This window comes from Kribbella antiqua (assembly GCF_004345665.1).
Classification (GTDB): domain Bacteria; phylum Actinomycetota; class Actinomycetes; order Propionibacteriales; family Kribbellaceae; genus Kribbella; species Kribbella antiqua.
In genome coordinates this window covers 1,180,622-1,206,381 of sequence record NZ_SLWR01000001.1, presented here as the reverse complement: position 1 = coordinate 1,206,381, position 25,760 = coordinate 1,180,622, and the positions used below count along the sequence as shown (strand labels likewise).

General features: G+C 67.2%; 25 protein-coding genes. 16 read left to right on the top strand and 9 right to left on the bottom strand.

Annotated features, from left to right (window positions below; genetic code table 11):
• The first annotated feature begins 70 nt into the window (after positions 1-70).
• The 10 genes from EV646_RS05695 to EV646_RS05650 all read left to right on the top strand — a co-directional run bounded on the left by EV646_RS05695 (position 71) and on the right by EV646_RS05650 (position 13,300).
• Positions 71-1,501 (top strand): 3' terminal RNA ribose 2'-O-methyltransferase Hen1, encoded by a 1,431-nt coding sequence (locus EV646_RS05695; RefSeq protein ID WP_132144534.1) that lies wholly within the window; start codon positions 71-73, stop codon positions 1,499-1,501.
• On the top strand, positions 1,501-4,026 hold the full coding sequence (locus tag EV646_RS05690) for a polynucleotide kinase-phosphatase (protein ID WP_132144532.1): 2,526 nt from the start codon (positions 1,501-1,503) through the stop codon (positions 4,024-4,026). Before EV646_RS05695 ends, EV646_RS05690 begins: the two co-directional genes overlap by 1 nt.
• Before the next feature lie 118 nt (positions 4,027-4,144).
• Positions 4,145-6,010, top strand: a complete 1,866-nt coding sequence (locus tag EV646_RS05685) for a glycoside hydrolase family 127 protein (RefSeq protein ID WP_132144530.1) — start codon at positions 4,145-4,147, stop codon at positions 6,008-6,010.
• 10 nt (positions 6,011-6,020) lie between these two features.
• On the top strand, positions 6,021-7,715 hold the full coding sequence (locus EV646_RS05680) for an ABC transporter substrate-binding protein (RefSeq protein WP_241995322.1): 1,695 nt from the start codon (positions 6,021-6,023) through the stop codon (positions 7,713-7,715).
• Between the two features lie 3 nt (positions 7,716-7,718).
• Positions 7,719-8,675, top strand: coding sequence for an ABC transporter permease (locus EV646_RS05675; RefSeq protein ID WP_132144528.1), 957 nt, complete (start codon positions 7,719-7,721; stop codon positions 8,673-8,675).
• A complete protein-coding gene (locus EV646_RS05670; protein ID WP_132144526.1) occupies positions 8,672-9,655 on the top strand; it encodes an ABC transporter permease in 984 nt (327 codons plus the stop codon). The genes EV646_RS05675 and EV646_RS05670 overlap by 4 nt, the downstream gene beginning before the upstream one ends.
• Positions 9,652-10,455 carry an ABC transporter ATP-binding protein gene (locus EV646_RS05665; protein WP_132144524.1) on the top strand — a complete coding sequence of 268 codons (804 nt, stop codon included), beginning with the start codon at positions 9,652-9,654 and terminating at the stop codon, positions 10,453-10,455. The genes EV646_RS05670 and EV646_RS05665 overlap by 4 nt, the downstream gene beginning before the upstream one ends.
• Positions 10,452-11,288 (top strand): ABC transporter ATP-binding protein, encoded by an 837-nt coding sequence (locus EV646_RS40555; RefSeq protein WP_132144522.1) that lies wholly within the window; start codon positions 10,452-10,454, stop codon positions 11,286-11,288. The genes EV646_RS05665 and EV646_RS40555 overlap by 4 nt, the downstream gene beginning before the upstream one ends.
• The gene (locus EV646_RS05655; RefSeq protein ID WP_132144520.1) at positions 11,285-12,565 is read left to right on the top strand and encodes an alpha/beta fold hydrolase; all 1,281 of its coding nucleotides are present in this window, start codon (positions 11,285-11,287) and stop codon (positions 12,563-12,565) included. The genes EV646_RS40555 and EV646_RS05655 overlap by 4 nt, the downstream gene beginning before the upstream one ends.
• Positions 12,566-12,625: 60 nt before the next feature.
• Positions 12,626-13,300: a GntR family transcriptional regulator gene (locus tag EV646_RS05650; RefSeq protein WP_132144518.1), complete on the top strand. Its 675-nt coding sequence runs from the start codon at positions 12,626-12,628 to the stop codon at positions 13,298-13,300.
• Position 13,301: 1 nt separating this feature from the next.
• Here the strand turns inward: EV646_RS05650 and EV646_RS05645 are convergent, their stop codons facing one another.
• Positions 13,302-13,895 carry a TetR/AcrR family transcriptional regulator gene (locus EV646_RS05645; RefSeq protein WP_132144516.1) on the bottom strand — a complete coding sequence of 198 codons (594 nt, stop codon included), beginning with the start codon at positions 13,893-13,895 and terminating at the stop codon, positions 13,302-13,304.
• A 74-nt stretch (positions 13,896-13,969) separates the two neighbouring features.
• On the opposite strand from EV646_RS05645, the gene EV646_RS05640 reads away from it, so the two are divergent.
• Positions 13,970-14,386 (top strand): ester cyclase, encoded by a 417-nt coding sequence (locus EV646_RS05640; RefSeq protein WP_132144514.1) that lies wholly within the window; start codon positions 13,970-13,972, stop codon positions 14,384-14,386.
• On the opposite strand, the gene EV646_RS05635 is transcribed toward EV646_RS05640, so the two are convergent.
• A complete protein-coding gene (locus EV646_RS05635) occupies positions 14,383-15,363 on the bottom strand; it encodes a carbohydrate kinase family protein (RefSeq protein ID WP_132144512.1) in 981 nt (326 codons plus the stop codon). The two genes, EV646_RS05640 and EV646_RS05635, sit on opposite strands and share 4 nt — an antisense overlap.
• A gap of 110 nt (positions 15,364-15,473) precedes the next feature.
• Here EV646_RS05635 and EV646_RS05630 point away from each other — a divergent pair, with 110 nt between their 5' ends.
• The 3 genes from EV646_RS05630 to EV646_RS05620 are packed head-to-tail and all read left to right on the top strand — an operon-like array spanning position 15,474 to position 18,287.
• The gene (locus EV646_RS05630; protein ID WP_241995321.1) at positions 15,474-16,091 is read left to right on the top strand and encodes an O-methyltransferase; all 618 of its coding nucleotides are present in this window, start codon (positions 15,474-15,476) and stop codon (positions 16,089-16,091) included.
• A 10-nt stretch (positions 16,092-16,101) separates the two neighbouring features.
• A complete protein-coding gene (locus EV646_RS05625; protein ID WP_132144508.1) occupies positions 16,102-16,743 on the top strand; it encodes an ABC transporter ATP-binding protein in 642 nt (213 codons plus the stop codon).
• A complete protein-coding gene (locus EV646_RS05620; RefSeq protein WP_132144506.1) occupies positions 16,740-18,287 on the top strand; it encodes a DUF6297 family protein in 1,548 nt (515 codons plus the stop codon). The genes EV646_RS05625 and EV646_RS05620 overlap by 4 nt, the downstream gene beginning before the upstream one ends.
• On the opposite strand, the gene EV646_RS05615 is transcribed toward EV646_RS05620, so the two are convergent.
• The gene (locus EV646_RS05615; protein ID WP_132144504.1) at positions 18,284-18,589 is read right to left on the bottom strand and encodes a nucleoside triphosphate pyrophosphohydrolase family protein; all 306 of its coding nucleotides are present in this window, start codon (positions 18,587-18,589) and stop codon (positions 18,284-18,286) included. The genes EV646_RS05620 and EV646_RS05615 overlap by 4 nt on opposite strands.
• A 40-nt stretch (positions 18,590-18,629) precedes the next feature.
• Between EV646_RS05615 and EV646_RS05610 the strand changes: the two genes are divergently transcribed.
• Positions 18,630-19,538 carry a hypothetical protein gene (locus EV646_RS05610; RefSeq protein WP_132144502.1) on the top strand — a complete coding sequence of 303 codons (909 nt, stop codon included), beginning with the start codon at positions 18,630-18,632 and terminating at the stop codon, positions 19,536-19,538.
• Positions 19,539-19,546: 8 nt separating this feature from the next.
• On the opposite strand, the gene EV646_RS05605 is transcribed toward EV646_RS05610, so the two are convergent.
• From EV646_RS05605 to glnA, 6 genes are all read right to left on the bottom strand, one after another.
• Positions 19,547-20,302: a peptidoglycan recognition protein family protein gene (locus tag EV646_RS05605; protein ID WP_132144500.1), complete on the bottom strand. Its 756-nt coding sequence runs from the start codon at positions 20,300-20,302 to the stop codon at positions 19,547-19,549.
• A gap of 48 nt (positions 20,303-20,350) precedes the next feature.
• A complete protein-coding gene (locus EV646_RS05600; protein ID WP_132144498.1) occupies positions 20,351-20,986 on the bottom strand; it encodes a hypothetical protein in 636 nt (211 codons plus the stop codon).
• 88 nt (positions 20,987-21,074) lie between these two features.
• The gene (locus tag EV646_RS05595; RefSeq protein WP_132144496.1) at positions 21,075-22,139 is read right to left on the bottom strand and encodes an LLM class flavin-dependent oxidoreductase; all 1,065 of its coding nucleotides are present in this window, start codon (positions 22,137-22,139) and stop codon (positions 21,075-21,077) included.
• 201 nt (positions 22,140-22,340) lie between these two features.
• Entirely contained in the window at positions 22,341-22,832 is a 492-nt protein-coding gene (locus tag EV646_RS05590; RefSeq protein WP_132144494.1) for a cupin domain-containing protein, read from the bottom strand.
• Between the two features lie 138 nt (positions 22,833-22,970).
• Complete coding sequence (locus tag EV646_RS05585) at positions 22,971-23,390, bottom strand: helix-turn-helix domain-containing protein (protein WP_132144492.1); 420 nt, start codon at positions 23,388-23,390, stop codon at positions 22,971-22,973.
• A gap of 273 nt (positions 23,391-23,663) precedes the next feature.
• Positions 23,664-25,088 carry a type I glutamate--ammonia ligase gene (glnA, locus tag EV646_RS05580; RefSeq protein WP_132144490.1) on the bottom strand — a complete coding sequence of 475 codons (1,425 nt, stop codon included), beginning with the start codon at positions 25,086-25,088 and terminating at the stop codon, positions 23,664-23,666.
• Between the two features lie 196 nt (positions 25,089-25,284).
• Between glnA and EV646_RS05575 the strand changes: the two genes are divergently transcribed.
• Positions 25,285-25,752 (top strand): RDD family protein, encoded by a 468-nt coding sequence (locus EV646_RS05575; protein WP_132144488.1) that lies wholly within the window; start codon positions 25,285-25,287, stop codon positions 25,750-25,752.
• The last annotated feature ends 8 nt before the right edge of the window (positions 25,753-25,760 follow it).

Below are 25,760 nucleotides of genomic sequence, written 5' to 3'. Positions count from 1 at the left end.
AAGCCTTTGCTCGCTCGACTCCGGGCAAATTGAGTGCCGGAGTGGCAGGGCGGCATGGTCGAATACGGAAGTGTTCCTGACGCTTTCCACCGATCTGGCCCAGCTCGCACCGGCAACGGATTTCGGATTCCTGTTGCACAAGAACCCGGCGCGACCGCAGAGCCTCGAGATCACCGGTGGTACGGCGCAGGTCTTTTACCCGGAAGCGACCAACGAGCGTTGTACGGCGGCCGTGCTGCTCGAGATCGACCCGATCGCGCTCGTCCGCTCCGGTCGCGGCAAAGCACCGGAAGGCTTCACCCTCGGGCAGTACGTCAACGACCGCCCGTATGCCGCCTCCAGCCTGCTCGCGGTCGCACTCGGCAAACTCTTCCGTACGGCGATGCACGGCCGCTGCGACGCCCGTCCTTCATTGGCGGCGTCGCAGCTCCCGCTGGAGATTCACGTTCCCGCACTTCCGTGCAGTGGCGGCGCGGAGCTTGCCGAGCGCATGTTCACACCACTCGGCTGGACCGTCGACGCGCGCCCGGTGCCGCTCGATCCGGAGATCCCGGCCTGGGGTGATTCCCGGTACGTCGATCTGCGGCTGACCGGCGTACTGCGGCTGGCGGATGCACTCAATCATTTGTATGTGATGCTCCCGGTGCTGGACGACGCCAAGCACTACTGGGTCGGGTCCGACGAGGTGGACAAGCTCGTCAGGGCCGGCGAGGGCTGGCTTGGAGCGCATCCGGAGAAGGATCTGATCTCTCACCGCTACCTCGCCCACCGCCGCTATCTCGCCGATTCCGCGCTCGAACGCCTCGCTGAGGCCGATGGGCTGACCGAGCCGGAGGACGTGCCGGACGACGCCGAAGGCCCGGTGTCGCTGGCTGTCGAGCGCCGTACGACGGTTGCCGCCGTACTGCGGGAACTCGGGGCGCGGCGGATCGTCGACCTCGGCTGCGGTGAGGGCGCGCTGGTGGGTGAGCTGCTGAAGGATCCGATGATCGGCGAGATCTATGCGACCGACGTGTCGGCGCGTGCGCTCATAGCGGCCAAGCGGCGGATGCACTACGACGATCTGCCGGATCGCCAGCGGGAGCGGTTGCGTTTCTTGCAGTCGTCGGTGACGTACGCCGACCACCGGTTGGCCGGGCTGGACGCCGCCGTACTGATGGAGGTCGTCGAGCACGTCGACCCGCCGCGCCTGCCGGCCCTGGCGAAGGCGGTCTTCCAAGCTGCTCGTCCTGGAGCGGTTGTGGTGACAACTCCGAACAGCGAATACAACGTGCGCTTCGAGTCTCTGCCGGCTAGGAACTTCCGCCACCCTGACCACCGCTTCGAGTGGACCCGCGCAGAATTCGAGGCGTGGGCGACTGGCGTTGCACGCGACTACGGCTACACGGTGGAGTTCAGACCGGTAGGTCCATCGGATGCGGTAGTCGGATCACCCACCCAACTCGCTCTCTTTGTTCTCCCCGCCGGTCGCGCGGAAGCTGTGGGGGAGGTGGCGCGCTGATGGCTTCGATCCAAATCCCAGGTCTTTCTCTGGTTGTGCTGGTTGGGGCGAGTGGGTCGGGGAAGTCGACGTTTGCGCGGAAGCACTTCCTACGCACGGAGGTGATTTCCAGCGACTTCTGCCGCGGGTTGGTGTCCGACGACGAGAATGACCAGGCAGCCTCGAAGGACGCGTTCGAGGTACTGAACTTCATCGCGGCCAAGCGGTTGGCTGCCGGGCGGCTGACGGTGATCGACGCAACGAATGTCCAGCCGGAGGCGCGGAAGGAGCTCGTCGCGCTGGCGCGGGCGCACGACGTGTTGCCGGTGGCAATCGTTCTCGATCCGCCCGAGCGGGTGTGTGTCGAGCGCAACGAGCAACGCCCGGACCGTCAGTTCGGCGCCAAGGTCATCACGCGACAGCGGTCGCAGCTCAAACGCGGCCTGCGCAGCCTCAAGCGTGAGGGCTTCCGCACCGTCCATGTGTTGCCGAGTGTCGAAGAGATCGATGCCGTCAGCATCGAACGCACGAAGCTGTTCAACGACCTCACCGACCAGACCGGCCCGTTCGACATCATCGGCGACGTCCACGGCTGCCGCGCCGAGCTGGAGGAACTCCTCACCAACCTCGGCTACTCGTTCACTCGCGACAGCGCCGGCCGGGCGGTCGACGCCGTACACCCGTCACGGCGCGCGGTGTTCGTCGGCGATCTGGTCGACCGCGGTCCGGATACGCCTGGGGTGCTGCGCTTGGTGATGGGGATGGTTGCAGGAGGCCACGCCTACTGTGTTCCCGGCAACCATGAGGACAAGTTGCTCAGGGCACTCAACGGCCGCAACGTGAAGGTCAGCCACGGCCTCGAGACCACGCTCGAGCAGCTGGCCGACGAGCCGGCCGAGTTCCGCGAAGCCGTGGCGAAGTTCATCGACGGCCTGATCTCGCACTACGTCTTCGACGGCGGCAAGCTGGTCGTCTCGCACGCCGGCCTGGTCGAGAAGATGCACGGCCGTGCCTCCGGCCGGGTCCGGTCCTTCTGCCTGTACGGCGAAACGACGGGGGAGACGGACGAGTTCGGCCTCCCGGTTCGCTACCCGTGGGCGAACGAATACCGCGGCCGGGCAATGGTTGTCTACGGCCACACGCCGACGCCGGAAGCCGAGTGGATCAACAACACCATCTGCCTCGACACCGGCTGCGTCTTCGGCGGTTCACTCACCGCGCTGCGCTATCCGGAGCGTGAGCTCGTCTCGGTCCAGGCGGCCGAGGAGTACTACGCCCCGGCCAAACCGTTGCACGTGGCAACCGCGCCGACGCGCGAGCCCGATGTACTCGAGCTGACCGACGTCACCGGCCGCCGGGTGATCGAGACCTCGACGCACGGACGGCTCAGCGTCCGCGCGGAGCAGGCCGGGGCCGCGCTGGAGGTGATGAGCCGGTTCGCGATCGACCCGCGTTTCCTGCTCTACCTGCCGCCGACGATGAGCCCGGTCGCCACCTCGAAGGAACCCGGTCTCCTCGAGCACCCGTTGCAGGCCTTCGAGACCTACCGCGTGCAAGGTGTGACCGAGCTGGTGTGCGAGGAGAAGCACATGGGCTCGCGCGCCGTCGTACTGCTCACGCGTGACGACGACGTCGCCGAGAAGCGCTTCGGCCTGGCGGGCCGCGGTGCGATCCACACGCGCACCGGACGCTCCTTCTTCGACGGACCGCTCACGGACGAACTGCTGGAGCGGCTGCGCGTCGTCGCCAAGGCTTCGGGGCTCTTCGACGACCTCGACACCTCGTGGGTCCTCCTCGACGCGGAACTCCTACCGTGGAGTGCCAAGGCCGAAGACCTGCTCCGGAACCAGTACGCCGCCGTCGGCGCGGCCGCCCGTACGTCGTTGCCAGCGGCAACCGCAGCTCTCGAGGCGGCGGTCGCGGCGGGGCTCGACCTGGGCGATCAACTGGAGCGGATGCAGCGGCGTACGGCGAACGCGTCGCGGTTCACCGAGGCCTATCGGCGGTACTGCTGGCCGACGGCTGGGATCGACGGCGTTCAGTTGGCGCCGTTCCAGGTGCTCGCGTCGGAGGGCGCGACGTACCACGACCGGCCGCACATGTGGCACTTCGAGCTGCTGGACCAGATGGTTGCCGTCGACCCGCACCTGGTGAAGGTGACGCGGCGGCTGGTCGTCGACGCGGGCAACTGGGACGCCGGAGTCACTTGGTGGGAGGAACTCACCGCTGCCGGGGGAGAGGGCATGGTGGTGAAGCCTGCCGCGAATCTGACCCGTACGGCGAAGGGCCTCGCCCAGCCGGGATTGAAGGTGCGCGGCCAGGAGTACCTGCGGCTCATCTACGGCCCGGACTACACCGAGCCGGCCAACTTCTCCCGGCTCCGCGACCGAAACCTCGGCCACAAACGGTCGCTGGCGCTGCGCGAGTACGCCCTCGGCCTGGAAGCGCTGGAGCGCGCCGCCCGCGGCGAGCCCCTGTGGCGGATTCACGAGTGCGTCTTTGCCGTACTCGCGCTGGAATCGGAGCCGGTCGACCCGCGGCTGTGACCCCGCCCACGACGCCGTCAGATGTATCCGGCGTGTAAACGTCGTTCGTAATCCCTTGGCAAGGAGTGCAATGGCACTCTAGGGTCAGTGCAATGTCACACGGCACTGGAGTTGTCCGATGAATGGAGCTGTCCGGACGAGCGCGGGAGTTGTCGCGCCGGTGGAAGCGGTGGAGCTGACCGGTGGGTTGCTGGAGTCCTGGCAGCAGCGGAACCGGGCGGCGACGATCCCGCATTCGATCAGCGAACTGCGCAAGGCAGGCAACCTCGACAACCTCCGCCGCCTGACCGACCCGTCGGTCGGCAAGTACCAAGGCAGGTATCCGTTCCTCGACACCGACCTCTACAAGACCCTCGAAGGGCTCGCGTACGAGGTCGGCCGGGATGACGCGCCCGCCGGAGCGCGGGAGTTCTTCGACGAAGTCATCGGACTTCTCGAGCAGGCGCAGGCCGATGACGGCTACCTGAACTCGTTCTTCCAGGACCCGGACCAGCCCAAGCAGCCGTGGTCCGACCTGGGCTGGGGACACGAGCTCTACAACCTCGGCCACCTGATCCAGGCTGCGGTCGCCGCCAACCGTCGGCTCAACGACAGTCGATTGTTGACAATCGCCATCCGGTTCGCGGACCTCGTCGTACGGAAGTTCGGCAAGGACGGGGAGGAGGTCGTCGACGGCCATCCCGAGGTCGAGATGGCGCTGGTCGAGCTGTATCGAGAAACCGGGAACGAGGACTACCTGACCCAGGCGCGGCTGTTCGTCGACCGGCGCGGTCAGGGGAAGCTGAAACACACGATCTTCCCGGCCGAGTACTTCCAGGACAACGCGCCGTTCCGCGAACTGGCGTCGGTCACCGGCCACGCCGTACGGATGGCCTACCTGGCGGCCGGGGCGGCGGATGTTCACCTGGAGACGGGCGATCCGACGCTGCTGCAGGCGCTGGAGCGGCTCTGGGACGACATGGTCGCCACGAAGCTGTATCTGACCGGCGGGCTGGGGAGCCGGCATTCGGACGAGGCGATCGGGGACCGATACGAGCTGCCGTCGGAGCGCGCGTACGCCGAGACGTGTGCGGCGATCGCGACGATGCAGTGGGCCTGGCGGATGTTCCTCGCGACGGGCAAGGCGTCGTACCTCGATGTGTTCGAGACCGTGCTCTACAACGCTTACGCCGTTGGGCTTTCGGCCGATGGTACGGCGTTCTTCTACGACAACCCGTTGCAGCGCCGGCCCGATCACGAGCAGCGCTCCGGCGCCGAGGCAGGCGGCGATCCGCTCCGGCGCTCCTGGTTCGGCTGCCCTTGCTGCCCGCCCAACATCATCCGCTGGATGTCGGAACTCCAGGACTACGTTGCGGCACAGAAAGACGACACCATCTACATCGGCCTGTACGCCGACGCGCGCATCGACGCAGGTGAAGTCGCCGTCACCGTGCAGACCAACTACCCGTGGGACGGCGAAGTCACCATCACCGTCGACAAGGCGTCTTCGGCTGAACAATCCATCGCGCTGCGGATCCCGGGCTGGTGCACGGATGCCGAGATCGATGGCGCTGAAGTGACCGACGGCTGGGCGGTCGTCCGACGGCAGTTCGTGGCCGGGGAGACTCTTCGGCTGACGTTGCCGATGGCACCGAGAGCACATGGTTCGCACCCCCACCAAGACGCGACGCGTGGCTCGATTGCCGTTGCCCGGGGCCCGCTTGTGTATTGCGTTGAGCAACAAGACGTGGCCGCGCCGGTCGACGACCTGCTGCTGGCGCCTGCCGCGGTCGCCACTGCCATCGCACGTGAGCAGGACAGTGCAGTCGTTCTCGAGCTCACCGCCGGGGTCGCACCGGTACCACCGCAAGAGCTCTATCCCGTGATCACCGATCAACAGACCCAGACCGCCATCAGCGAAGTGACGGCGACGTTCGTCCCGTACTTCCTCTGGGGGAACCGTCAGGCCCTGGCCATGCGTGTATGGCTGCGCGCCGCGAACTGAAAGTAGGCAGATGAAGAAGTCGACAATGCTGGTGGGGCTCGCGGCGTCCGCGGCGCTGGCGCTCAGCGCGTGCTCGGGCAATGCGACCGGCAGCTCGCAAGCCTCCGCCGGGCCGGGCGGCCCGGCCGCGGACGGCGGTACCGTCCAGGTGCTCGCGAACGCAGCCTTCAGTCACCTCGACCCCGCCCGGGGCTTCGACGGTGGCGTGAACAACTTCTACCGGCTGATCTACCGGACCCTGACCACGCAGGGCGCCGCGCCCGGCGCCGAGGGCACCAAGATCGTCCCCGACCTTGCCACCACTACCGGTACGCCGTCCGACGGTGGCAAGACCTGGACCTTCACGCTGAAGGACAAGCTGTTCTTCGAGACCGGCGCGCCGATCACGAGCGCGGACGTCAAGTGGGGCGTGTCCCGCGCGTGGGACCCGGAGCTCGGCATCGGATCGCCGTACGCGAAGCAGATCATCGCCGCGCCGGCGAGCTACCAGGGGCCGTACAAGTCGGGTGACCTGTCGACAATCGAGACGCCGGACGCGAAGACGATCGTGTTCCACCTGAAGAAGCCGTACGCCGACTTCGGCAGCGTGGTCGCGCAGAACACCTTCGTCCCGGTGCCGAAGGGCCAGGGCGCCGGCAACTCGCTCGACAGCAAGCCGATCGCGTCGGGTCCGTACAAGATCTCGGAGTACAAGCCGGGCGCCACGCTGAAGCTGGTCCGCAACGACAAGTGGGACAAGTCGAGTGACGCGGTCCGTGCGGCAAAGCCGGACGGCTTCCAGTGGACCTTCGGCCTCGACCCCGCCACCATCGACGAGCGGATGATCGCCGGCCAGGGCACTGACGCCGACGCGATCGCGGGCACCGTCCAGGCGGCCACGGTGGCCCGGATCCAGACCCCGCAACTCAAGCAGCGCACGATGTCCGGCCTCGGCGGCTGCACGACGTACATGGGTCTGAACACCACCAAGAAGCCGCTGAACGACCTCAAGGTCCGGCAGGCGATCGAGTACGCGGTCAACAAGCAGACTGTCCGCGACGCGGTAGGCGGCTCGACCCTGGCCGACATCGCGACCAGCATCCAGCCGCCGACGGTGGCGGGGCGGGTGGACTACGACCTGTACCCGAGCACCGACCACAAGGGCGACCTCGACAAGGCCCGTGCGCTGCTCACCGAGGCGGGCTACCAAGGAGGCTTCACGCTGACGCTCGACAGCCGGACGCAGCCGAAGATGCAGGCGATGGCGGTGGCGATCCAGCAGGCGCTGGAGCCGCTGAAGATCACCGTCAAGATCAACCCGATCGACACCTCGACGTACTACGAGGTGATCGGTACGCCGTCGCAGCAGAAGGACATGGCGATCACCGGCTGGTGCCCGGACTGGCCGTCCGGTGCGACCTTCCTGCCGCCGCTGTTCGACGGCCGCAACATCACCGCGAAGGGCAACTCGAACCTGTCCCAGCTGAACGACAAGGGCGTCAACGCGAAGATCGACGAGATCGCGAACCTGACCGACGTGACCGCCGCGAACAAGGCGTACGGCGAGCTGGACAAGCAGATCATGGCGCTCGCGCCGGTCGTCCCGCTGCTGTACGAGAAGGTGCTGATGCTGGTCGGCAGCAACATCGCCGGCGCCTACCTGCACGACGGGTTCTCCGGCGGCATCGACCTGGTCTCGGTCGGCCTCGCGGACGCCGGGAAGTAGCCGATGACCGCAACTCCGGCTTTGCTCGAGGTCGAGGAGGTGGGGACCCCGGCTCCGGCCGGCGGTCCCCCGACCTCGACCCGGCGGATCCTCACCACGATTACCAAGGACAAGGGCGCCCTGGCCTGCGTGCTGTTCATCGTGATCGTCGTCCTGATGGCGGTGGCCGCGCCGCTGATCACCAAGCTCAGCGGCTGGGGGCCGTACCAGTTCGACTCGGCGGCGATCAACTCCGACCTAGGCGGCGTACCGCACGGCTCGCTTGGCGGGATCAGCGGCAACCACTGGTTCGGCGTCGAGCCACAGAACGGCCGGGACCTCTTCGCCCGGATCGTGTACGGCGCTCGGGTCTCGATCACGATCTCCTTGTCGGCCACGTTGCTGACCGGCGTGCTCGGGGTGGTGCTCGGCATGCTGGCCGGGTTCTATCGCGGCTGGGTCGACACGGTGATCTCGCGGCTGATGGACTTCCTGATGGCGTTCCCCGCGCTGATCTTCATGATCGCGATCCTGTCCTCACTGCCGGCCGGGAACCGCCCTGTCCTGCTGGTGGTGGTGATCAGCGCGTTCGGCTGGCCGTACCTGGCCCGGGTGATTCGCGGCCAGACGATGACGCTGGCCAACCGCGAGTTCGTCGAGGCGGCCCGGGCATCGGGGGCGAAGGACGTCCAGGTGGTGTTCCGGGAGATCCTGCCGAACCTGCGCGGCTCGATCATCGTGATGACGACGCTGGCGATCCCCGGCTACATCGGTACCGAGGCCGGCCTGTCGTTCCTCGGCGTCGGGGTCTCGCCGCCGACCGCGTCCTGGGGCCAGATGATCTCCAGTTCGGTGAGCTGGTACTCGGTCGACCCGATGTTCTTCGTCATCCCCGGCACGTTCCTGTTCCTCACCGTCCTGTCGCTGACGGTCCTGGGCGACAAGATCCGCTCGGTCGTTGACCAGGGGGAGGCCGCGTGACGCGCTATGTCATCGGCCGCCTCGGCGGGGTCGTGGTGATCCTGCTCGCGGTCTGCCTGTTCACCTATCTGATCTTCTTCAAGCTGTCCCCGGATCCCGCGGTGATGATCTGCGGCAAGACCTGTACGCCGGAGCGGATCGACTCGATCCGGGACGTGCTCGGGTTGAACCAGCCGATCCTGACCCAGTTCTGGGAGTTCCTCCAGGGCATCTTCGCCGGCCGGGACTACGGCTCCGTGCACTGCTCGGCGCCCTGTCTCGGCTACAGCTTCCAGACCAACGAGTCGGTCTGGAGCATGATCACCGCCCGCCTCCCGGTCAGCATCACGGTTGCTGTCGGAGCCGCCGTACTGTGGCTGCTGGCCGGTGTGATCGGCGGTCTGATCAGCGCGATCAAACAGGGCACCTGGTGGGACCGTACGGCGATGGCCCTCGCGCTCGGCGGAGTGAGTGTGCCGAACTACGTGCTGGCGCTGGTTCTCCAGTTCGTGCTGGTCGTGAAGCTGCAGGTGCTGCCGTTCCCGTCGGCACCGGCGTTCGCGGACAACCCGTTGCTGTGGTTCGAGTCGTACATCATGCCGTGGACCGTGCTGGCCGTCGGCTACGCCTGTCTGTACGCGCGCCTCACCCGGGCCAACGTGATCGACACGCTCCAGGAGAACTACTTCCGTACGGCGCGCGCCAAGGGACTGAGCCGATCGCTCGTACTCCGGCGGCACGCGCTGCGGCCGGCGCTCACGCCGATCACCACGATCTTCGGGATGGACTTCGCCGGGCTGCTCGGCGGTGCGCTGATCACCGAGACCGTGTTCGGGCTGAACGGGATCGGCAAGATGGCGGCCGACTCGATCGCGAAGAACGACCAGCCGGTGATCATGGCGGTCACCCTGCTGGCCGCGTTCTTCGTTGTCATCGGCAACGTCGTGGTCGACCTCGTCTACACGACCTTGGACCCTCGCGTGAGAGTGACCTCCTCATGACAGCTGACTTGTTCGTAGTGGAGGACCTGACGGTCACGTTGCCGACCGGACGTGGTCCGGTGGACGTGGTGAAGAACGTGTCGTTCACCGTCGGCCGGGACGACACGCTCGGCATCGTGGGCGAGTCCGGGTCCGGCAAGTCGATGACGGCGCTCGCCGTACTGGGGTTGTTGCCGCGTGGTGCGGAGACGTCCGGGAGCATCCGGCTCGAGGGCAAGGAGTTGCTCGGGCGGTCGGAGCGGGAGTTGCAGTCGATCCGGGGCAACGCGATCTCGATGGTGTTCCAGGATCCGTTGTCGTCGCTGAACCCCTACTACACCGTGGGTCTGCAGATCGAGGAGATGTACCGGGCGCATCGCGGCGGCTCGCGGCGGGACGCCCGGAAGGTGGCGATCGAGGCGCTGGAGCGGGTGCACATCCCGGACGCCGGCCGGCGGATCGACCACTATCCGCACCAGTTCAGTGGTGGCCAGCGGCAACGAATCATGATCGCGATGGCGTTGTGCTGTTCGCCGTCGCTGCTGATCGCCGACGAGCCGACGACCGCGCTCGACGTCACCGTCCAGGCACAGATCCTGGAGCTGATGGCCGAGCTGCAGTCGACGACCGGGACCGGGATGATCTTCATCACCCACGACCTGGCGGTGATCAGCTCGATCGCCAAGCGGGTGCTGGTGATGTGTGCGGGCGACCCGGTGGAGTACGGGACGGCGGAGCAGGTGTTCTCGGATCCGCACCACGACTACACCCGGACGTTGCTGGACGCCGTACCGCGAATCGACGACGAGGTGGCGTCATGAGTTTGCTGACAATCAACGGGGTGACCAAGCAGTTCGTCACCCGAGGTGAAGGGGTGCTGGCGCCGAAGGCGACGTTCACCGCGGTCGACAACGTGAGCTTCGAGGTCGAGCTGGGCGAAACCCTTGCGATCGTGGGGGAGTCGGGCAGCGGGAAGTCGACCACGGCGCGGATCGCGGCGCGGTTGCTGGAGCCGACGAGCGGGACGGTCGAATTCGACGGGCAGGACGTGACCCGGGCGACGGGGAAGGATCTGGCCCGGTTCCGGAACAACGTGCAGGTGGTGTTCCAGGATCCGTTCTCGTCGCTGAACCCGCGATACACAATCGAGCGGATCGTGACCGCGCCGCTGACGTACCAGGGCATCGCGCCTAAAGGTGGTCGTCGCGCCTTCGCGCAGGAGCTGATGGAGCGCGTCGGGCTGAACCCGGACCACTGCCAGCGCTACCCGGCGCAGTTCTCCGGCGGTCAGGCACAGCGGATCGGAATCGCCCGGGCGCTCGCGGTGAACCCGAAGCTGGTGATCTGCGACGAAGCGGTGTCCGCGCTGGACGTGTCGATCCAGGCCCAGGTGCTGAAGCTGCTGATGCGGCTGCAGCGGGAGAGCGGGTTCAGCTACATCTTCATCGCGCACGACCTGGCCGTCGTACGGCAGATCTCGCAGCGGGTCGCGGTGATGAACAAGGGGAAGATCGTGGAGCTCGGGTCGCGTGATCAAATCTTTAGCGATCCCCAGGACGAGTACACGAAGACGCTGCTGGCCGCCGTACCGCGGATCAACCCGGAATGGGATCGGCGGCGTCGATCCCTGGGCCGAGCCAGGGAGGCCTCATGATCAGCTACACGATTCCGGGCATGCACGTCCGCGAGCACACCGTCGAGGTCCCGCTGGACTGGTCGAACCCAGGCGAGACGATCACCGTATTCGCCCGGGAGCTGATCGACCCGGTCCGGCAGGACGAGGACCTCCCGTGTCTGCTCTTCCTTCAGGGCGGGCCGGGTGGCAAGGGCCCGCGGCCGGTCGAGCCGTCGGGCTGGATCGGGCAGGCGCTGAAGACCTACCGGGTGATCCTGCTCGACCAGCGTGGGACAGGACGCAGTACGCCGATTTCCGGCCGGCGGATGGCCTCGTTCACGACAGCCGAGGAAGGCGCGGACTATCTGGCCTGCTTCCGTGGAGACTCGATCGTGCGCGACGCCGAATACTTGCGTACGACGGTCTTCGGCGGCGGCAAGTGGTCGACGCTCGGCCAGAGCTATGGCGGCTTCCTCACGATGACATATCTGTCGCAAGCGCCAGAAGGCTTGACCGCGTGCTACGTGACCGGCGGACTGCCGTCGATCACGCCCGACGCTGCGGAGGTGTATCGCCGTACCTATCCCCGGGTGGCCGCGAAGAACCGCGAGTTCTACCGGCGCTACCCGCACAACGTGGAGCGGATCGGCGCCATTGCCGATCGGTTGGCGGCGGACGACGTACGGCTGCCTGACGGTGATCGTCTGACCGTACGGCGGTTGCAGTCGCTCGGGATCGACTTCGGGATGAAGCCCGGGTACGAGCGGATGCACTGGCTGATCGACGAGGCGTTCGACGGGGGCGAACTGTCGGACACTTTCCTGACTCAGGTGATGGAGCGGTCGTCGTACGCGCACGGGCCCTTGTTCGCGGCCTTGCAGGAGAGCATCTACCCGTCCAGCTCCGGCGTCTCGGGCTGGGCGGCCGAGGCGGAGCGGGCGCGGCATCCGGAGTTCGCTGAGGACGCGCGGCCGCTGCTGTTCACGGGGGAGATGATGTACCCCTGGATGTTCGAGGAGATCCGGGTACTGCGCCCGTTCCAGGCTGCGGTCGACGTACTCGCCGCTCGCTCGGAGTGGTCGAAGCTGTACGACGTGGAGCGGCTGGCGGCCAACGACGTACCGGTGGCCGCGGCTGTCTACTACGACGACATGTACGTCGACTCCGGGCTGCAACTGGACACGGCGTCGCGGGTGGGGAATGTGCAGGCGTGGGTGACGAACGAGTACGAGCACGACGGGCTCGGGTCGGAGCGGGTGTTCAGCCGGCTGACGGAGCTGGTGCGGTCCGTGGGTGGCGGCGTCCGGGCGAGTTGACCGGTTTGTTGCCAGGTGCGTGCCTCACAATGGGGCCGATGCGGCGAGGGAGGTGAGCGGATGTCGGCCGATTCTGCCGGGCCGTTGCCGAGTGTGCGGCGGCTGAAGCAGCGGGAGAACCTGCGCGACAGCGTGGCGAACGCGCTCCGGGCGGCGGTGATCTCCGGCGAGCTGGTGCCGGGGGAGGTGTACTCGGCGCCGATGCTGGGCGCGCGGTTCGGCGTGTCCGCGACGCCGGTGCGGGAGGCGATGCTGGACCTGGTCCGCGAGGGCCTGGTGATCTCGCTGCGGAACAAGGGCTTCCGGGTCACGGAGATGTCCGACGACGATCTGGACAACCTGGCGTCGCTGCGGCAGCTGATCGAGCCGCCGACGATCCGCGACGTCGTACCGGTGATTCCCGCCGAGGACTTTCCGAGGCTGCGGGCGCTGGCCGAGGACATCGTGGTCGCGGCCGAGGCCGGTGACCTGATCGCCTACATCGAGGCGGACCGGGTTTTCCATGTCACCCTGCTGGCCTACTCCGGCAACCAGAAGCTGGTCGACGTGGTGTCGGACCTCCGGTCACAGACGCGACTGCTCGGGCTGACGCCGCTGGTGGAGAGCGGCCGACTGGTTCAGTCGGCCGCCGAGCACCGCGACCTTATGGAGTTGGTCGCAGCCCGTGATGCCGAGGGCGCCGAGCAGCTGATGCGTCGCCACATCGGCCATGTCCGCGGCCTCTGGGCCAGGTGATTCAGAGGAGCTGGCGCTGCAGCGAGTCGGCGACGAACCGCTCGAACTCCTCGGGCGTCCAGCCTGATTCGTCGACGAGTTCCTGGTAGACGCCGGGCGCGGCGAGCGCGCGATAGACGGCCTGCGCCTGCTTCAGCGGGATCTTGAGCTCTGCCTCGAGGGAGGCGATCATCGCGTCCATCACTTCGTTGCGCCCGGCCAGCTTCGACCGCAGCAGTGCCCTGGTCTCGGCGCTCTCGTCGGTGGCCGCATCGAAGATCAGTACGACGTCGAAGCCGGCGGCGTACAGGTTCGTCAGCCAGCCGGCGGCGCCGCGGAGCCGCTCGATGGGGTCCTCGATGGCGAACACCCGCTGGGCGCTTTCGATCGCGTTCGCCTCGCGCAGCCAGAGGTCGCAGATCAGCGACAGGATCTCCCGCTTGGTGCCGAAGGCGGAGTACACCGTCCGGGTCGCGACGCCGGCGGCCTTCGCGATCGCGTCGATACTCGTGGCGCCGTACCCCTGATCGGCGAACAGCCGGCGTGCCGCCTGCGCGATCCGGATCCGCGTCTCCTCCGCCTGGACCTGGCGATAGGTCTTGACAGCCTCGGGCATGTGATCACACTATCAGTGTGTTGAGTGCAGTGACACTGCATCGAGTGCACGACTAATGTAATCAAGGGGGCATCATGACACCGCTGGCAGCGCTGGAGCGGATCCTGCACGAGGGGTTCGCGACCGGGAACGCCGACATCGTCGACGAGGTGTGTGCGCCGGACCTGATCGAGCACCAGTTCGGTCTGGCGGGTACGGGCGCGCAGGCGCGGGAGCAGGTGAAGGCGGCGATCCGCCAGGTGCACCAGCTCATGCCGGACATCGTGTACACGCTGGAGGATTCGGTCGTCGTCGGCGACCTGGTGTGGGCGCGTGGCCGTGCCAAGGGCACGGCCACGGGTAGCTTCTTCGGCCCACCCAGCAACGCCCCGATCGACATCGCCTTGTTCGAGATGGCGCGCGTCGTCGACGGCCGGATTGTCGAGCACTGGGGGTGCCCCGACCGGTTCGCCCTGCTGGCTCAGACGGGCGCGCTGGCTCGTCTTGGTTAGCCCAGGTCGAGGGCCTGCTTGGCGGTAGCCGCCGCCGGAGCGCCGTACGCGGTGGCGAGGCGCTCCAGGAAGGTGGCGTGGTCGAGGGTGTATTCCTGGGTGCCGACCGTCTCGAGGACCGTGGTGGCCAGGGTGCAGCCGATCTGCGCGGCGGCTTCGTGGTCGAGGCCCGCGGCGCGGCCGCTCAGGTAGCCGGCCCGGAAGGCGTCGCCGCCACCGGTCGGGTCGACCACCTTCGCCGCCGGGACGGCTGGGATCTTGGCCAGGATGCCGCTGGCGTTCTCGATCACCACACCGTCGCCGCCGTGCGTGGTGACCCGGACGCCGACCCGCTCCAGGATCTCGCCATGGCTCCAGCCGGTCTTCTGCACCATCAGGCCGGCTTCGTACTCGTTGCTGAACAGGTACGTCGCTCCGTCGATCAGCGTGCGGATGTCGTCGCCGCCCATCCGGGCCATCTGCTGCGACGGGTCCGCGGCCACCGCGATGCCGGCCGCCTTGGCCAGCTCGGTGTGCTTGAGCATGCCCTCGGGGTCGTCGGCGCCGATCAGCACCAAGTCGATCCCGCCGGTCGCGGCGTGGATCGCGCCCAGGTCGAGCTCGCGCGCCTCGGCCATCGCGCCGGCGTAGAAGGACGCGATCTGGTTGGCGTCGAGGTCCGTCGTACAGGTGAACCGGGCGGTGTGTACGTTCTCGCAGATACGGACGTGAGACACGTCGACACCGGCCGCGGCCAGCGCGGCGCCGTACTCGGCGAAGTCGGCACCGACCGAGCCGACCAGGATCGACGGCTTGCCGAGCTGGGCCATTCCGTAGCAGATGTTCGCGCCGACGCCGCCACGGTGGACGACCAGCTCGTCGACCAGGAAGGACAAGGAGACCTTGTGCATTTGTTCCTCGAGGAACTGGTCCTTGAACCGTCCCGGGAACGTCATCAGGATGTCGGTCGCGATCGATCCGGCGACGGCGATGCGCATACGGGGTGCTCCTCGGTGGGGTCGGTGTACGACGTTTTGACGGCCCATAGAGACTACAGGCGACCGGTCTAATACACAGAGGGCGGGATTCGATGGGACATCAAGTACAGGTGACCGAGCAACTGCATGACTACATGGTCGCGCACGGGATGCCGCTGGACGACATTGCCGCCGACCTGGTCGCGGAGACCCAGCAGCTGGGCGACGCGGCCGGGATGCTGACCACCGCGGACCAGGCGGCGCTGCTGACCACGCTGACCCGGCTGATCTCGGCCCGCCGGGCGGTCGAGATCGGCACCTTCACCGGGTTCTCGGCGCTGGCGATCTCGCGCGGGCTGCCGGAGGACGGGCAGCTGATCTGCCTCGACGCGAGCGAGGAGTGGACGTCGATCGGCCGGAAGTACTGGGAGCGGGCGGGCGTGTCGTCCCGCATCGAGCTCCGGATCGGCGACGGGCACGAGCTGGCGGCCGCGCTGGACGGCTCGTTCGACCTGGCCTTCGTGGACGCGGACAAGCCCGGGTACATCGACTACTTCGAGCGGCTGGTGGAGCTCATCCGGCCGAACGGGCTGATTCTGTTCGACAACACGCTGGCCGGCGGTCGCGTGGTCAATTCCGATGGACCGGCGGACCGCAGGGAGTTCAACGCGCACATCGCGAAGGACGACCGGGTCGACGTGGTCATGCTCGGCATCGGCGACGGTCTGACTCTGGTTCGGAAGAAGTGAGCCCCAAGAATTGAGCACAGCTGCCGCGCGGCTGGCCGTCAAAGGCCTGCAGCACAAGTACGGCGATCGCCCGGTGATCGAAGGCCTCACGTTCAGCCTGCCGGCCGGCCAGGCGATCGCGCTGGTCGGGCCGAACGGCGCCGGCAAGACGACCGTACTCAAATGCATCGTCGGCTCGGCGGATCCGGCGGCCGGGCAGATCCTGCTCGACGGCCTGCCGATCGACGAACGCGCCGATGCGGTACGACGCGATGTCGCCACGCTGCTCGACGACCTCGACTTCTTCCCGGACCTGACCGCGGCCGAGCACCTCGACCTGCTCGCCCGCGCACACGGCAACCCGACGCCGGAAGACCTCGTGGACACGTTGCTGGACGACATCGGCCTGCTCGCGGCGGCTGATCAACTACCGGGATCGCTGTCCTCGGGTCAGCGCCGTCGCCTCGCCTTGGCGACGGCGCTGGTCCGGCCGAGGAAGCTCCTGGTTCTGGACGAGCCGGAGGCCCGGCTCGACACCGGCGGCGTCCAGTGGCTGTCGGATCGGCTGCTCGAGGAGAAGAAGTCCGGCACCTCGATCCTCTTCGCCAGCCACGATCCGGCCCTGGTCGAAGTCGTCGCCGATTCCATCGTCACCCTCACCCCGCTGCCATGAGCGCCGCGGACGGGCCGGTCGTCTTCGATCCGGCTGATTTCGGGGCGATTCCGTCGGCGCGCGGGCTGCGGCGCTGGATGCGCACAACCCGGCGGCGCCGGGCGGATCGCTCGTTCTGGCAGATGTTCGAAGACGTCTACCTGGTCGTCTTCACCCTCGCCATGGCCGGGGCGACGGGCGGCAACGTACTGCGGCAGCTCAACGAGACGTCGAACCGGTGTACGTCGTGGTCATGCATGGAGCTGGCGTACTGGATCCCGTTGATCCTGATGCCGTTGCTACTGGCAACGACGTTGCGGATACTGCTGAGCGTCGGGCCGGTGTCCGCATCACGCGCCGCTGGCTTTTGGCTGCTCGCTACTCCGGTCAGTCGGGCCGCTCTGCTGCGACCGGCGTACTGGTCTGTGATGGCGACGGTGGCGGTCGTTGGTTCGCTGGCTTCGGTGATCGCTTGGGCGTTGCTCGGCGCGCCATGGGGCGTGGTCGGCGAGGCGGCCGTGGTGCTCAGCGCGCTGCTCGTGTGTGCTGCGTGTGTGACTGTTTGGGCTCAGCAATCCTTGGTGCGCACCAAGTGGACGCTGCGCGTCGCTGATCTGCTGCTGATCGCCGCCGCTGTCCCGGCGCTGTGGCTGGCGACGCGGTCAGGACCTGACTCGGAGGTCCAGACCGCGACTGCTGTCATCATCCAGTTCTCGGGGCCAGAGTCGGGCCTGACGCCTGAGCAGACGCGTCTCCTGATCGTGGGATTGGCTTGCCTCGTCGTTGTCCTCGCGTTGGTGATTGTCACCGCGCGGACGCTCAGCAAACTGAGTCGTACGAGCGTGATCGCCGGTGGGGAGCTTCTCGCCGGGCTAGCCGGTGCGGCTAGCAGTCTGGACATCAGCATGCTCGCGGACGTCGTCTCCGCGCGGCACTGGCGGTTGGTCGGCCGGCGGACGACGCGGCGAGGCCGTGGCTCCCAGGGCGCGGCCATCGTCCATCGGGAGTTCCTCCGGATCCTGCGCTGGCCGCGTCGCCTCGTGATCGGCTTCGCGCTGCTCGTCGTCCCGTACGCCGTCGCCGGTACTGGCTTTCACGCTCTGGTTCCCGCCGTTGCCGGGTTCGCCGGGTTCTTCGCCGTACGCCCGCTCATGGATGGGCTGCGGTCCGTGTGCCGCTCGACTGGCCTCGTCCGGGCGCTCGGCATGGATCTGCGGGAGCTCCGCGTGGTCATGGCCGTCGTACCGGGACTGTTCGCCGCGCTGTGGGTCCTGGCTGCTTTGCCCGCGCTCGGTGATGGTGCGGCAGCCTTCGCCGTTGCCGCGGGCATGCTGTCCGGCGCCGTACGCCAGGCGTCTGCCCGCCCACCGTCGTACGCCGGGCCTCTGGTCGCCTCGCCGATGGGCGCAATCCCACCAGGTCTCTTCTCCCAGCCCATCCGCGGCTTCGACCTGTTGCTGGTCTGCCTGGCCCCTGTCCTACTCGGCCTCAGCTCCACCTGGGTGCTGGTGATCCCTGGCTTCGTGCTCGCGGTGATGTTCGCCGTACGGCCGAAAACCGACTAGACCTCGCGGACGAGCCACTTGCGCTCGATCTCTCCCGGCAGATCGACGTTGTGCTGGCGGGCGAGCAGGAGCAGCTGGCAGAAGACGTCGGCGAACTCCTGGTGAAGGGTGTCGCGGATCTGCTCGGCGGTTTGCCCCTTGGTGCGGGCGCGGCCGGTGTGCTGCAGGTAGGCCTGGGTCAGCTCACCCAGCTCCTCCTGCAACTTGAGCAGAAACCAGTCGGCGTCCCGCTCGAAGTCGAGCAGTTCGCCATACCGGACCGAGATCTTCTCCAACCGCTCCGACAACTCTTCGATATCCACCCACTTACCCAACCAGCAGCCACCGACAGAGAATGAGCGGATGGACAAGGCGGTCGAGTGGTTACTGCAGTCCGAGGAGCCGGCTATCCGTGGGATGACCCGCCGCGACCTGCTGGGGGAGCAACCAGCAGAAGATGTACTGCGCGGGCCGAAGATGCAGGCGCTGCTCACCGACGCGTGCGCGGACAAACGCGCGTACAAGAAGTGGACTGGCGCTCACTGGCGGATCGTGTCGCTGGCAGAGCTGGAGGTGCCCGCGGGAGAGCCACGCGCGGTGGAGGCCGCGGAGTACGACCTGCAGGAGTTGATGCGATCTCTGCGGTACGGCGTAGCGGTCGTCGATGGGCTCGTACGGCGGTGTGGCTCGATCGAAGGGAACACGCTCGCGGCCTGTAGCCGGCTGGGCATGACACACGATCGACGCGTGCAACAGCTGGCGGAAGGTCTGCTGGACTGGCAGTGGCCGGACGGGGGCTGGAACTGCGACCGGAAGGCGTCCGGCAAGCGGTCGTCGTTCCACGAGACACACGCGGCGGCGTGGGGGCTGCACGAGTACTCGCGGGCGACCGGAGACGCTGCGGCGCGGGATGCCGCCGTACGGGCTGGTGAGTTGTTCCTGGAGCACGGGGTGTTCCGCAGCCTGTCGACCGGTGAGGTGATCAATGGAAGGTGGCTGCGGCCGAGTTATCCGCCGTACTGGCACTACGACATTCTGCAAGCGCTGCTGGTGTTGTCGCGGCTCGGGTTGTTGCCGGATGAGCGGGCGGATGATGCGCTGGACGAGTTGGAGCGGCGGCGGCAGCCGGACGGGCGGTGGCATGCGGGGGCGCAGTGGTGGAATCCGCCGGGCAGTAGCCGGATGGCGGAGGTCGTCGACTGGGGGCGCAGCGGTCCGAACGAGATGCTCACCCTCAACGCCCTGCGAGTGTTGAGGGCCGCAGGGCGCTGAAGGGTTGCTTACTGGGGTGGTTCTGCAGTGACTGGGCTGGCTGGGTCGTCGGCTAGTTCGGCGAGGATGGCCTGGAACTTGCCGGCGTAGTACTGGTACCGGCCCGCCTCCTGGTCGGTGAGGCCGTCGACGCGGCGAGCCAGGTCGCTGTAGCGCCCGGCTTCGGCGGTGGCCAGGGCGGCCAGCAGCTTCTCGATCCGGTCCAGCTGCGCTTTGGCTTCGGGTGTTGACATGTAGTCCTCCTCGGGTGCGCGGGGGGTGAAGTCACCGCGCGCGATAGCGGCCCGGGCGGCGTCGCCTGGGCAGTCGGTTCCGGCGGGACGGACCGCGCTGTGCGGGCGGATCGCCGTACCTCGGGGAAAGATCTTCCGGAAATCGGCGATCACCGCGCGGGTGGTCGCCTTCATCGCGGCGGTCGGCTGCTCGCCGGTGACAAGCACCAGCAGGATCGCGCCGTACCGCTCGTTCAGGTCGTTGTTGCCGTTGGCGCCGGACTGGGTGCGCAGGCCGCGCAGCGTCCAAGCCCGGCCGGCCTGGTCAACCGCGACCTGGTACGCGATGTCCGACCAGCCGCGCTCGTCCATGTGGTAGTTCTGCCACCCGCGCAGCGCCGACGCGACCGCGGCGTAGGAGTGGATGACACTCGTCGACCCGGTGCCGGGCCAGTGGATCACCGCGCCTTCGACCCTCGAAACGGTGAGGCTTCCCGGCCCACCGTTCGGCGGCCGCGCGTTCCAGGCGGAGCGCGGCAGATATTCGACCATGCAAGAACTCCCTCACGTGCCTCACTGAGTCCCCTTGGCACTCGGTGATCAATTGATCACAGACGGAATCCGGGCGTCAAGGGAACGCGCCGGCTTCATCTCATCAGCGCAAAGGGCCACCGGCACGGAGGCTCGCTGGCCCGGGTGGGCTGGGCGAGCCTGACAGTTTCGCCAGGCGTCGAAGCCAGTTGCTGACGTGCTGGGTGCCGGAACCGCAGATGGCCGAGGGGAACTCGCGCCGCCTCCTCTCATTGAGGTGAAGGGCTGAGGAAAGCGAACAGGTTTGGCGGGCAGGATCGTGTGGTGGGCACGGTTGAGGGCCGGCCCGGGTGCTCGGCGTGGTGGGGCTGGGTTAGCCGGTTGCGGTGCTGTTGCGAGGCGAAGGTCTCGTCGTGCGTCGACAGGGTCGAGGCGGTGGCGCATCGACAGCAGGTGGACCGTGTCGCGGGCGCCGATGTCCTTGGCATGTCCGTTCGCGTCGAGCCCGGCGAGCAGCTCGAGCCGGCGGACCTGGATGCGGGTGAGTTCAGCCTGCAGCGCGTCGAGAGCGGTCAGCATCTCGGCGCCGCTCATCGACCAGACCGGTCGCTCATCCAGCAGTTCCATGCAGAAGACGATAGACACACCCGCCGACAGTTTTCGAGCCGAAAAGCCCTTATCTGTAAGGGATTCCGAGATTGGCAACTTCCTGCCAACTTATCCACAATCCATCAATAGCCGGCTGCTGCCCGGCAAAGGCTGATAGCACCGTAGAGATTGATGCTATGGGCAACTAGCCGGTCGTGCTCAGGAGGGGGAGGAGCTGGTCGCCGATTCGGACGATCTCTTCGCGGTACGGCGTATCCGACAGAACGAAGTGGGTGATGCCGAGGTCGTGGTACTTGCGGAGTGACTTTGCCACGTCTTCGGCCGAGCCGACGAGCCATGTCGTACCGGCGCCGCCGCCGCCGTACTTGCCTGGAGCGGTGTACAGGTTGTCGTCGAGCACCTCGCCGCGTTCGGCCAGGTCCAGCAGGCGCTGCTGACCGACGGCCTTGAACCAGCGGCGATCTTTCGAGCCTTGCGCCTCCGCCATCTTCGCGACCTTCGCCTCCGCGTCGGCCCACGCCTCCTCGGTCGTGTCGCGGACGAGCGTGGTGATCCGCAGCCCGAATTCGAGCCGCGGGTGCTCGCGGCCGAGCTCGTTCTCCAGCTCACGCAGCTTGCTGATCCGCTCGGCGATCCCGTCCAGCGGCTCACCCCAGAACAGCTGTACGTCGGCTTCCGTGGCCGCGACGCGTTGTGCAGCGTCGGATGCGCCGCCGAAGTACAACCGCGGGTGCGGCCGGCCTTCCCGTACGACGGGCCGCGTCGCGACGGTCGACCCCGTGACCGAGAAGTACTCGCCGGCGAACGTCACCTCCTCGTCGGTCCACAATCGCCGTACCAGCTGAAGAAACTCCTTGGTGCGGGCGTAGCGCTGCGGCTGGTCGCCCTCGCTGTCGCCGTACGCCGCCAGGTTGTCCTGCCCGGACACGATGTTGATCAGCACCCGGCCATTGGTCAGCTGGTCGAGCGTGCTCGCCGCCGACGCGAAGTGCGCGGGCCGCCAGTAGCCGGGCCGGATCGCGATCAGCGGCTGGAAGGTCGTCGTACGCGCGGCCAACGCCGTCGCCACCGTGAACGTGTCCGGCCGCCCCCACCCGGTCCCGATCAACGCCCCGCCCCACCCATGGTCCTCGGTCAGCCGAGCCAGCTCCGTGAGCCGCTCCAAGCTGTTGTGCCCGTCAACGGCGTCATCGCCGCGATGGCCGGGATCGACCTGATTCGGGACATACCAAAGAAACTCGAGACTCATGATGTGAACCCTCCAGGCGGACGCGCTCTTTCAAAGCACTGTAATCCACCTGATTTACTCGACATCTGCTGTCTCGTCAGCCGGATACTGAGGCATCGGCATCGTTGTCTAGGGCGACGACGATACGTCCTCTAGAGCCTGGTGAAACGTTTCCAACCTCGCTTTGACGCGGATATCCCCCGCGCTTCGGTAGGGATCGACTCAGCCCACACGGGTCGCGCACGGCGGCGGGTTGTCCTCGATCCGGAAGACCGGCGGATCCGCGCTCGGCGCAATGAAGGTCGTGTAGGACGTCCCCCCGTTGACGCTCGTGACCTGCCCCGGCTCGTCGCCGCTTTCGGTTAGCACTGAGCCATTCGGAAGTCCCGGCCCGTACGTCGTGGCGTTGCACTCGGAGTCCCAGAACGTCAATGAACCCGAGTCGATGGCGATGATCACCACACCCGGATGATGGTGCCAGCCGCTTGAGCCGCCGGCCGCGATGACGATCCGCTGGACGCGGACATCGGTCGGCTCCTTGGTCTGCAGCTTGACCCGATCGCTGTTGATCTTGACCGTCTGATCGAGGTCTGCCGTCACGAGCGTGGTCGCGGTGAACCCGGACGGGGCCGATGCGAAGGCCCCTGGTACGAGAACAGCGGACCCCACGAGTACCACCCCTGCGGCGAGCAGGCGAACGCGACTGAATTTCATCAGAACCCCCTGGTGCTATGAGACCGAGGGCGTGTCCCCCGGCCTAGGTGCCCCAGCCCAAACCCCATCAATCACCATCCGCCCGTTCGCGCGGCGTGTCCATAGCGCGGCAATCGGGCTGGCACCGTCTAGCCGCGGCTAGCTGGACACGGACGGCCGGCTAGCCGATCGTCTTGTCCGCCAAACACTGGGCGATTGTGCAGTGGCCTGCTTGAACGCTCGGCTGAACGCTTCCTCGGACTCGTACTCGATGCGCCTCGCGATCGCGGCGACCGTCATTTCGGTGGTGGCGAGCAGGTCCTGAGCGACGCGCATGCGCCACTCGTTGACGTAGCGGATCGGCGATAGGCCAAGGACCTCGCGGAAGCGAGCGTCGAGCGATGACCGCGAGACCGCCGTTTCCCTGGCGAGGTCCTCGACGGTCCACCTGCGTCCAGGGTGCCCGTGGATAGCCTTCATCGCGGGGGCGAGTACCGGGTCACGCACGGCCGCGAGCCAGCCCCGGTCAGCCCCGGGCGCGGTTGACAGGTAGAGGCGCAGCACCTCGATGATCAGCATCTCGGGCAGCTTCGTCCGTCGAATCCCCCCGCCACCGGGAGCTTGCTCGAGGGCGTAGGCGATGCTGGCGTCGAACCAGGATCGTGCAGGGCCGTCCGTAGCAGGTACGACGAACGCGGGAGGGAATGCCTTCAAGTCAGGGGCTGGGGCAGTACACACCCGGTACACAGACCACCGGAAAACGGCGGCAAACCATGAGAGACGTCGGAAGGACGTTTTCCCAGGTCAGCCGCCGTTTTCGGCCACTACCCGCGTGTCAGCGGGCTACGCGGCTCACACGTCGTAGTAGAGCTCGAACTCGTGCGGGTGGGGGCGGAGCTGGATCGGGGCGATTTCCTGCTCGCGCTTGAGGTCGATCCAGGTCTCGATCAGGTCCTCGGTGAAGACGTCACCCTCGAGCAGGAAGGCGTGGTCGGCCTCGAGGGAGTCGATCACGGCCGGCAGCGAGGTCGGCACCTGGGCGATGCCCGCGTGCTCCTCCGGCGGCAGCTCGTAGAGGTCCTTGTCGACCGGGTCGGCCGGCTCGATCTTGTTCCGGATACCGTCCAGGCCGGCCAGCAGCTGGGCCGAGAAGGCCAGGTACGGGTTCGCCGACGGGTCGGGGCAGCGGAACTCGATCCGCTTCGCCTTCGGGTTCGACCCGGTGATCGGGATCCGGATGCAGGCGGACCGGTTGCGCTGCGAGTAGACCAGGTTGACCGGCGCCTCGAAGCCCGGGACCAGGCGGTGGTAGGAGTTCACCGTCGGGTTGGTGAAGGCCAGCAGCGACGGGGCGTGCTTGAGCAGACCGCCGATGTACCAGCGGGCGACGTCGGACAGGCCGCCGTAGCCGGCCTCGTCGTAGAACAGCGCGTCGCCGTTCGAGAACAGCGACTGGTGGCAGTGCATACCGGAGCCGTTGTCACCGAAGATCGGCTTCGGCATGAAGGTCGCGGTCTTGCCGGCCGCCCAGGCGGTGTTCTTGACGATGTACTTGAACTTCTGCAGGTTGTCGGCCGTCTTCAGCAGCTCGTCGAAGCGGAAGTTGATCTCCGCCTGACCCGCCGTACCGACCTCGTGGTGGGCGCGCTCGACGAGCAGGCCGGCCGCCTCGAGGTTCAGCGTGATCTGGTCACGCAGGTCGCCGAAGTGGTCGGTCGGCGCGACCGGGAAATAGCCACCCTTGTAGCGGACCTTGTAGCCGCGGTTGCCGCCGTCCTCGACCCGGCCGGTGTTCCAGGCGCCGGCGACGGAGTCGATCGAGTAGTAGCCGGAGTTCTGCTTGGTCTCGAACCGGACGTCGTCGAAGACGTAGAACTCGGCCTCCGGGGCGAAAAACGCGGTGTCCGCGATACCGGTCGACTTCAGGTACTCCTGAGCCTTCCGGGCGATGTTGCGCGGGTCGCGGCTGTATGCCTCGCCGGTGAGCGGGTCGTGCACGAAGAAGTTGATCGCCAGCGTCTTCGTCCCGCGGAACGTGTCGAGGAAGGCGGTGGTCGGGTCGGGCAGCAGCTTCATGTCCGATTCGTGGATCTGCTGGAAGCCGCGCACCGACGAACCGTCGAACATCAGGCCTTCTTCGAAGACCTCGGGACCGAACGACGACACCGGGACGGTGAAGTGCTGCATGATGCCCGGAAGGTCAGAGAACCGGACATCGATGATTTCGATGCCTTCGTCCTTGACGTAGGCGAGCAGCTCCTCCGCGCTGGAAAACATACGTACTCCTAGGGTGGCTCAGAGATTGTTCTGAACGTAGAGCCCGCCGATTACTCGGTCGTGACCCTGATGTTTCGCGGATGTTACGCCCAGCGTGTCCGCGCTGACCCACTGGTGTACGCCGGTCACGCCCTGAGATCTCAGCGGCTGTGATCCGCTGTGAGCCGGGCATGCCCGCTTCCGTAGGCTAGCCAACATGGCATCATCGGCAAAGCCCGGCACAGGGCCCTCCGAAGAATTCCGGTTCCCGGGCAACCGGCTGGGACTGCCCGAGGACGGTCCGGGATCGGTCGCCGGCTGGGGCCGCCGCATCCTGGCGCTGTTCGTCGACTGGCTGATCGCCGGGCTGGTCGCGTCCGCGGTCACCTCGAAGCCCATGTGGGCCGGCGGCAATGACTACAACACCGCCCAGTTGGTCACCTTCTTCGCGATCACCGCCATCCTGACCGGTCTCGCCGGCGCGACGATCGGCCACCGCCTCTGCGGCCTCCGCGTGATGACGCTCCGCCCCGGAGCGACCTCCGGCTACGCCGCCCAGGTCGGCCTGCTCAGCGGCACCATTCGCGCGCTCCTCCTGTGCCTGGTCATCCCCGCCGTTATCTACGACCGCGACCGCCGGGGCCTCCACGACCGAGCCGCCAACACCGTAGTCGTACGCCGCTGACGCCGTAC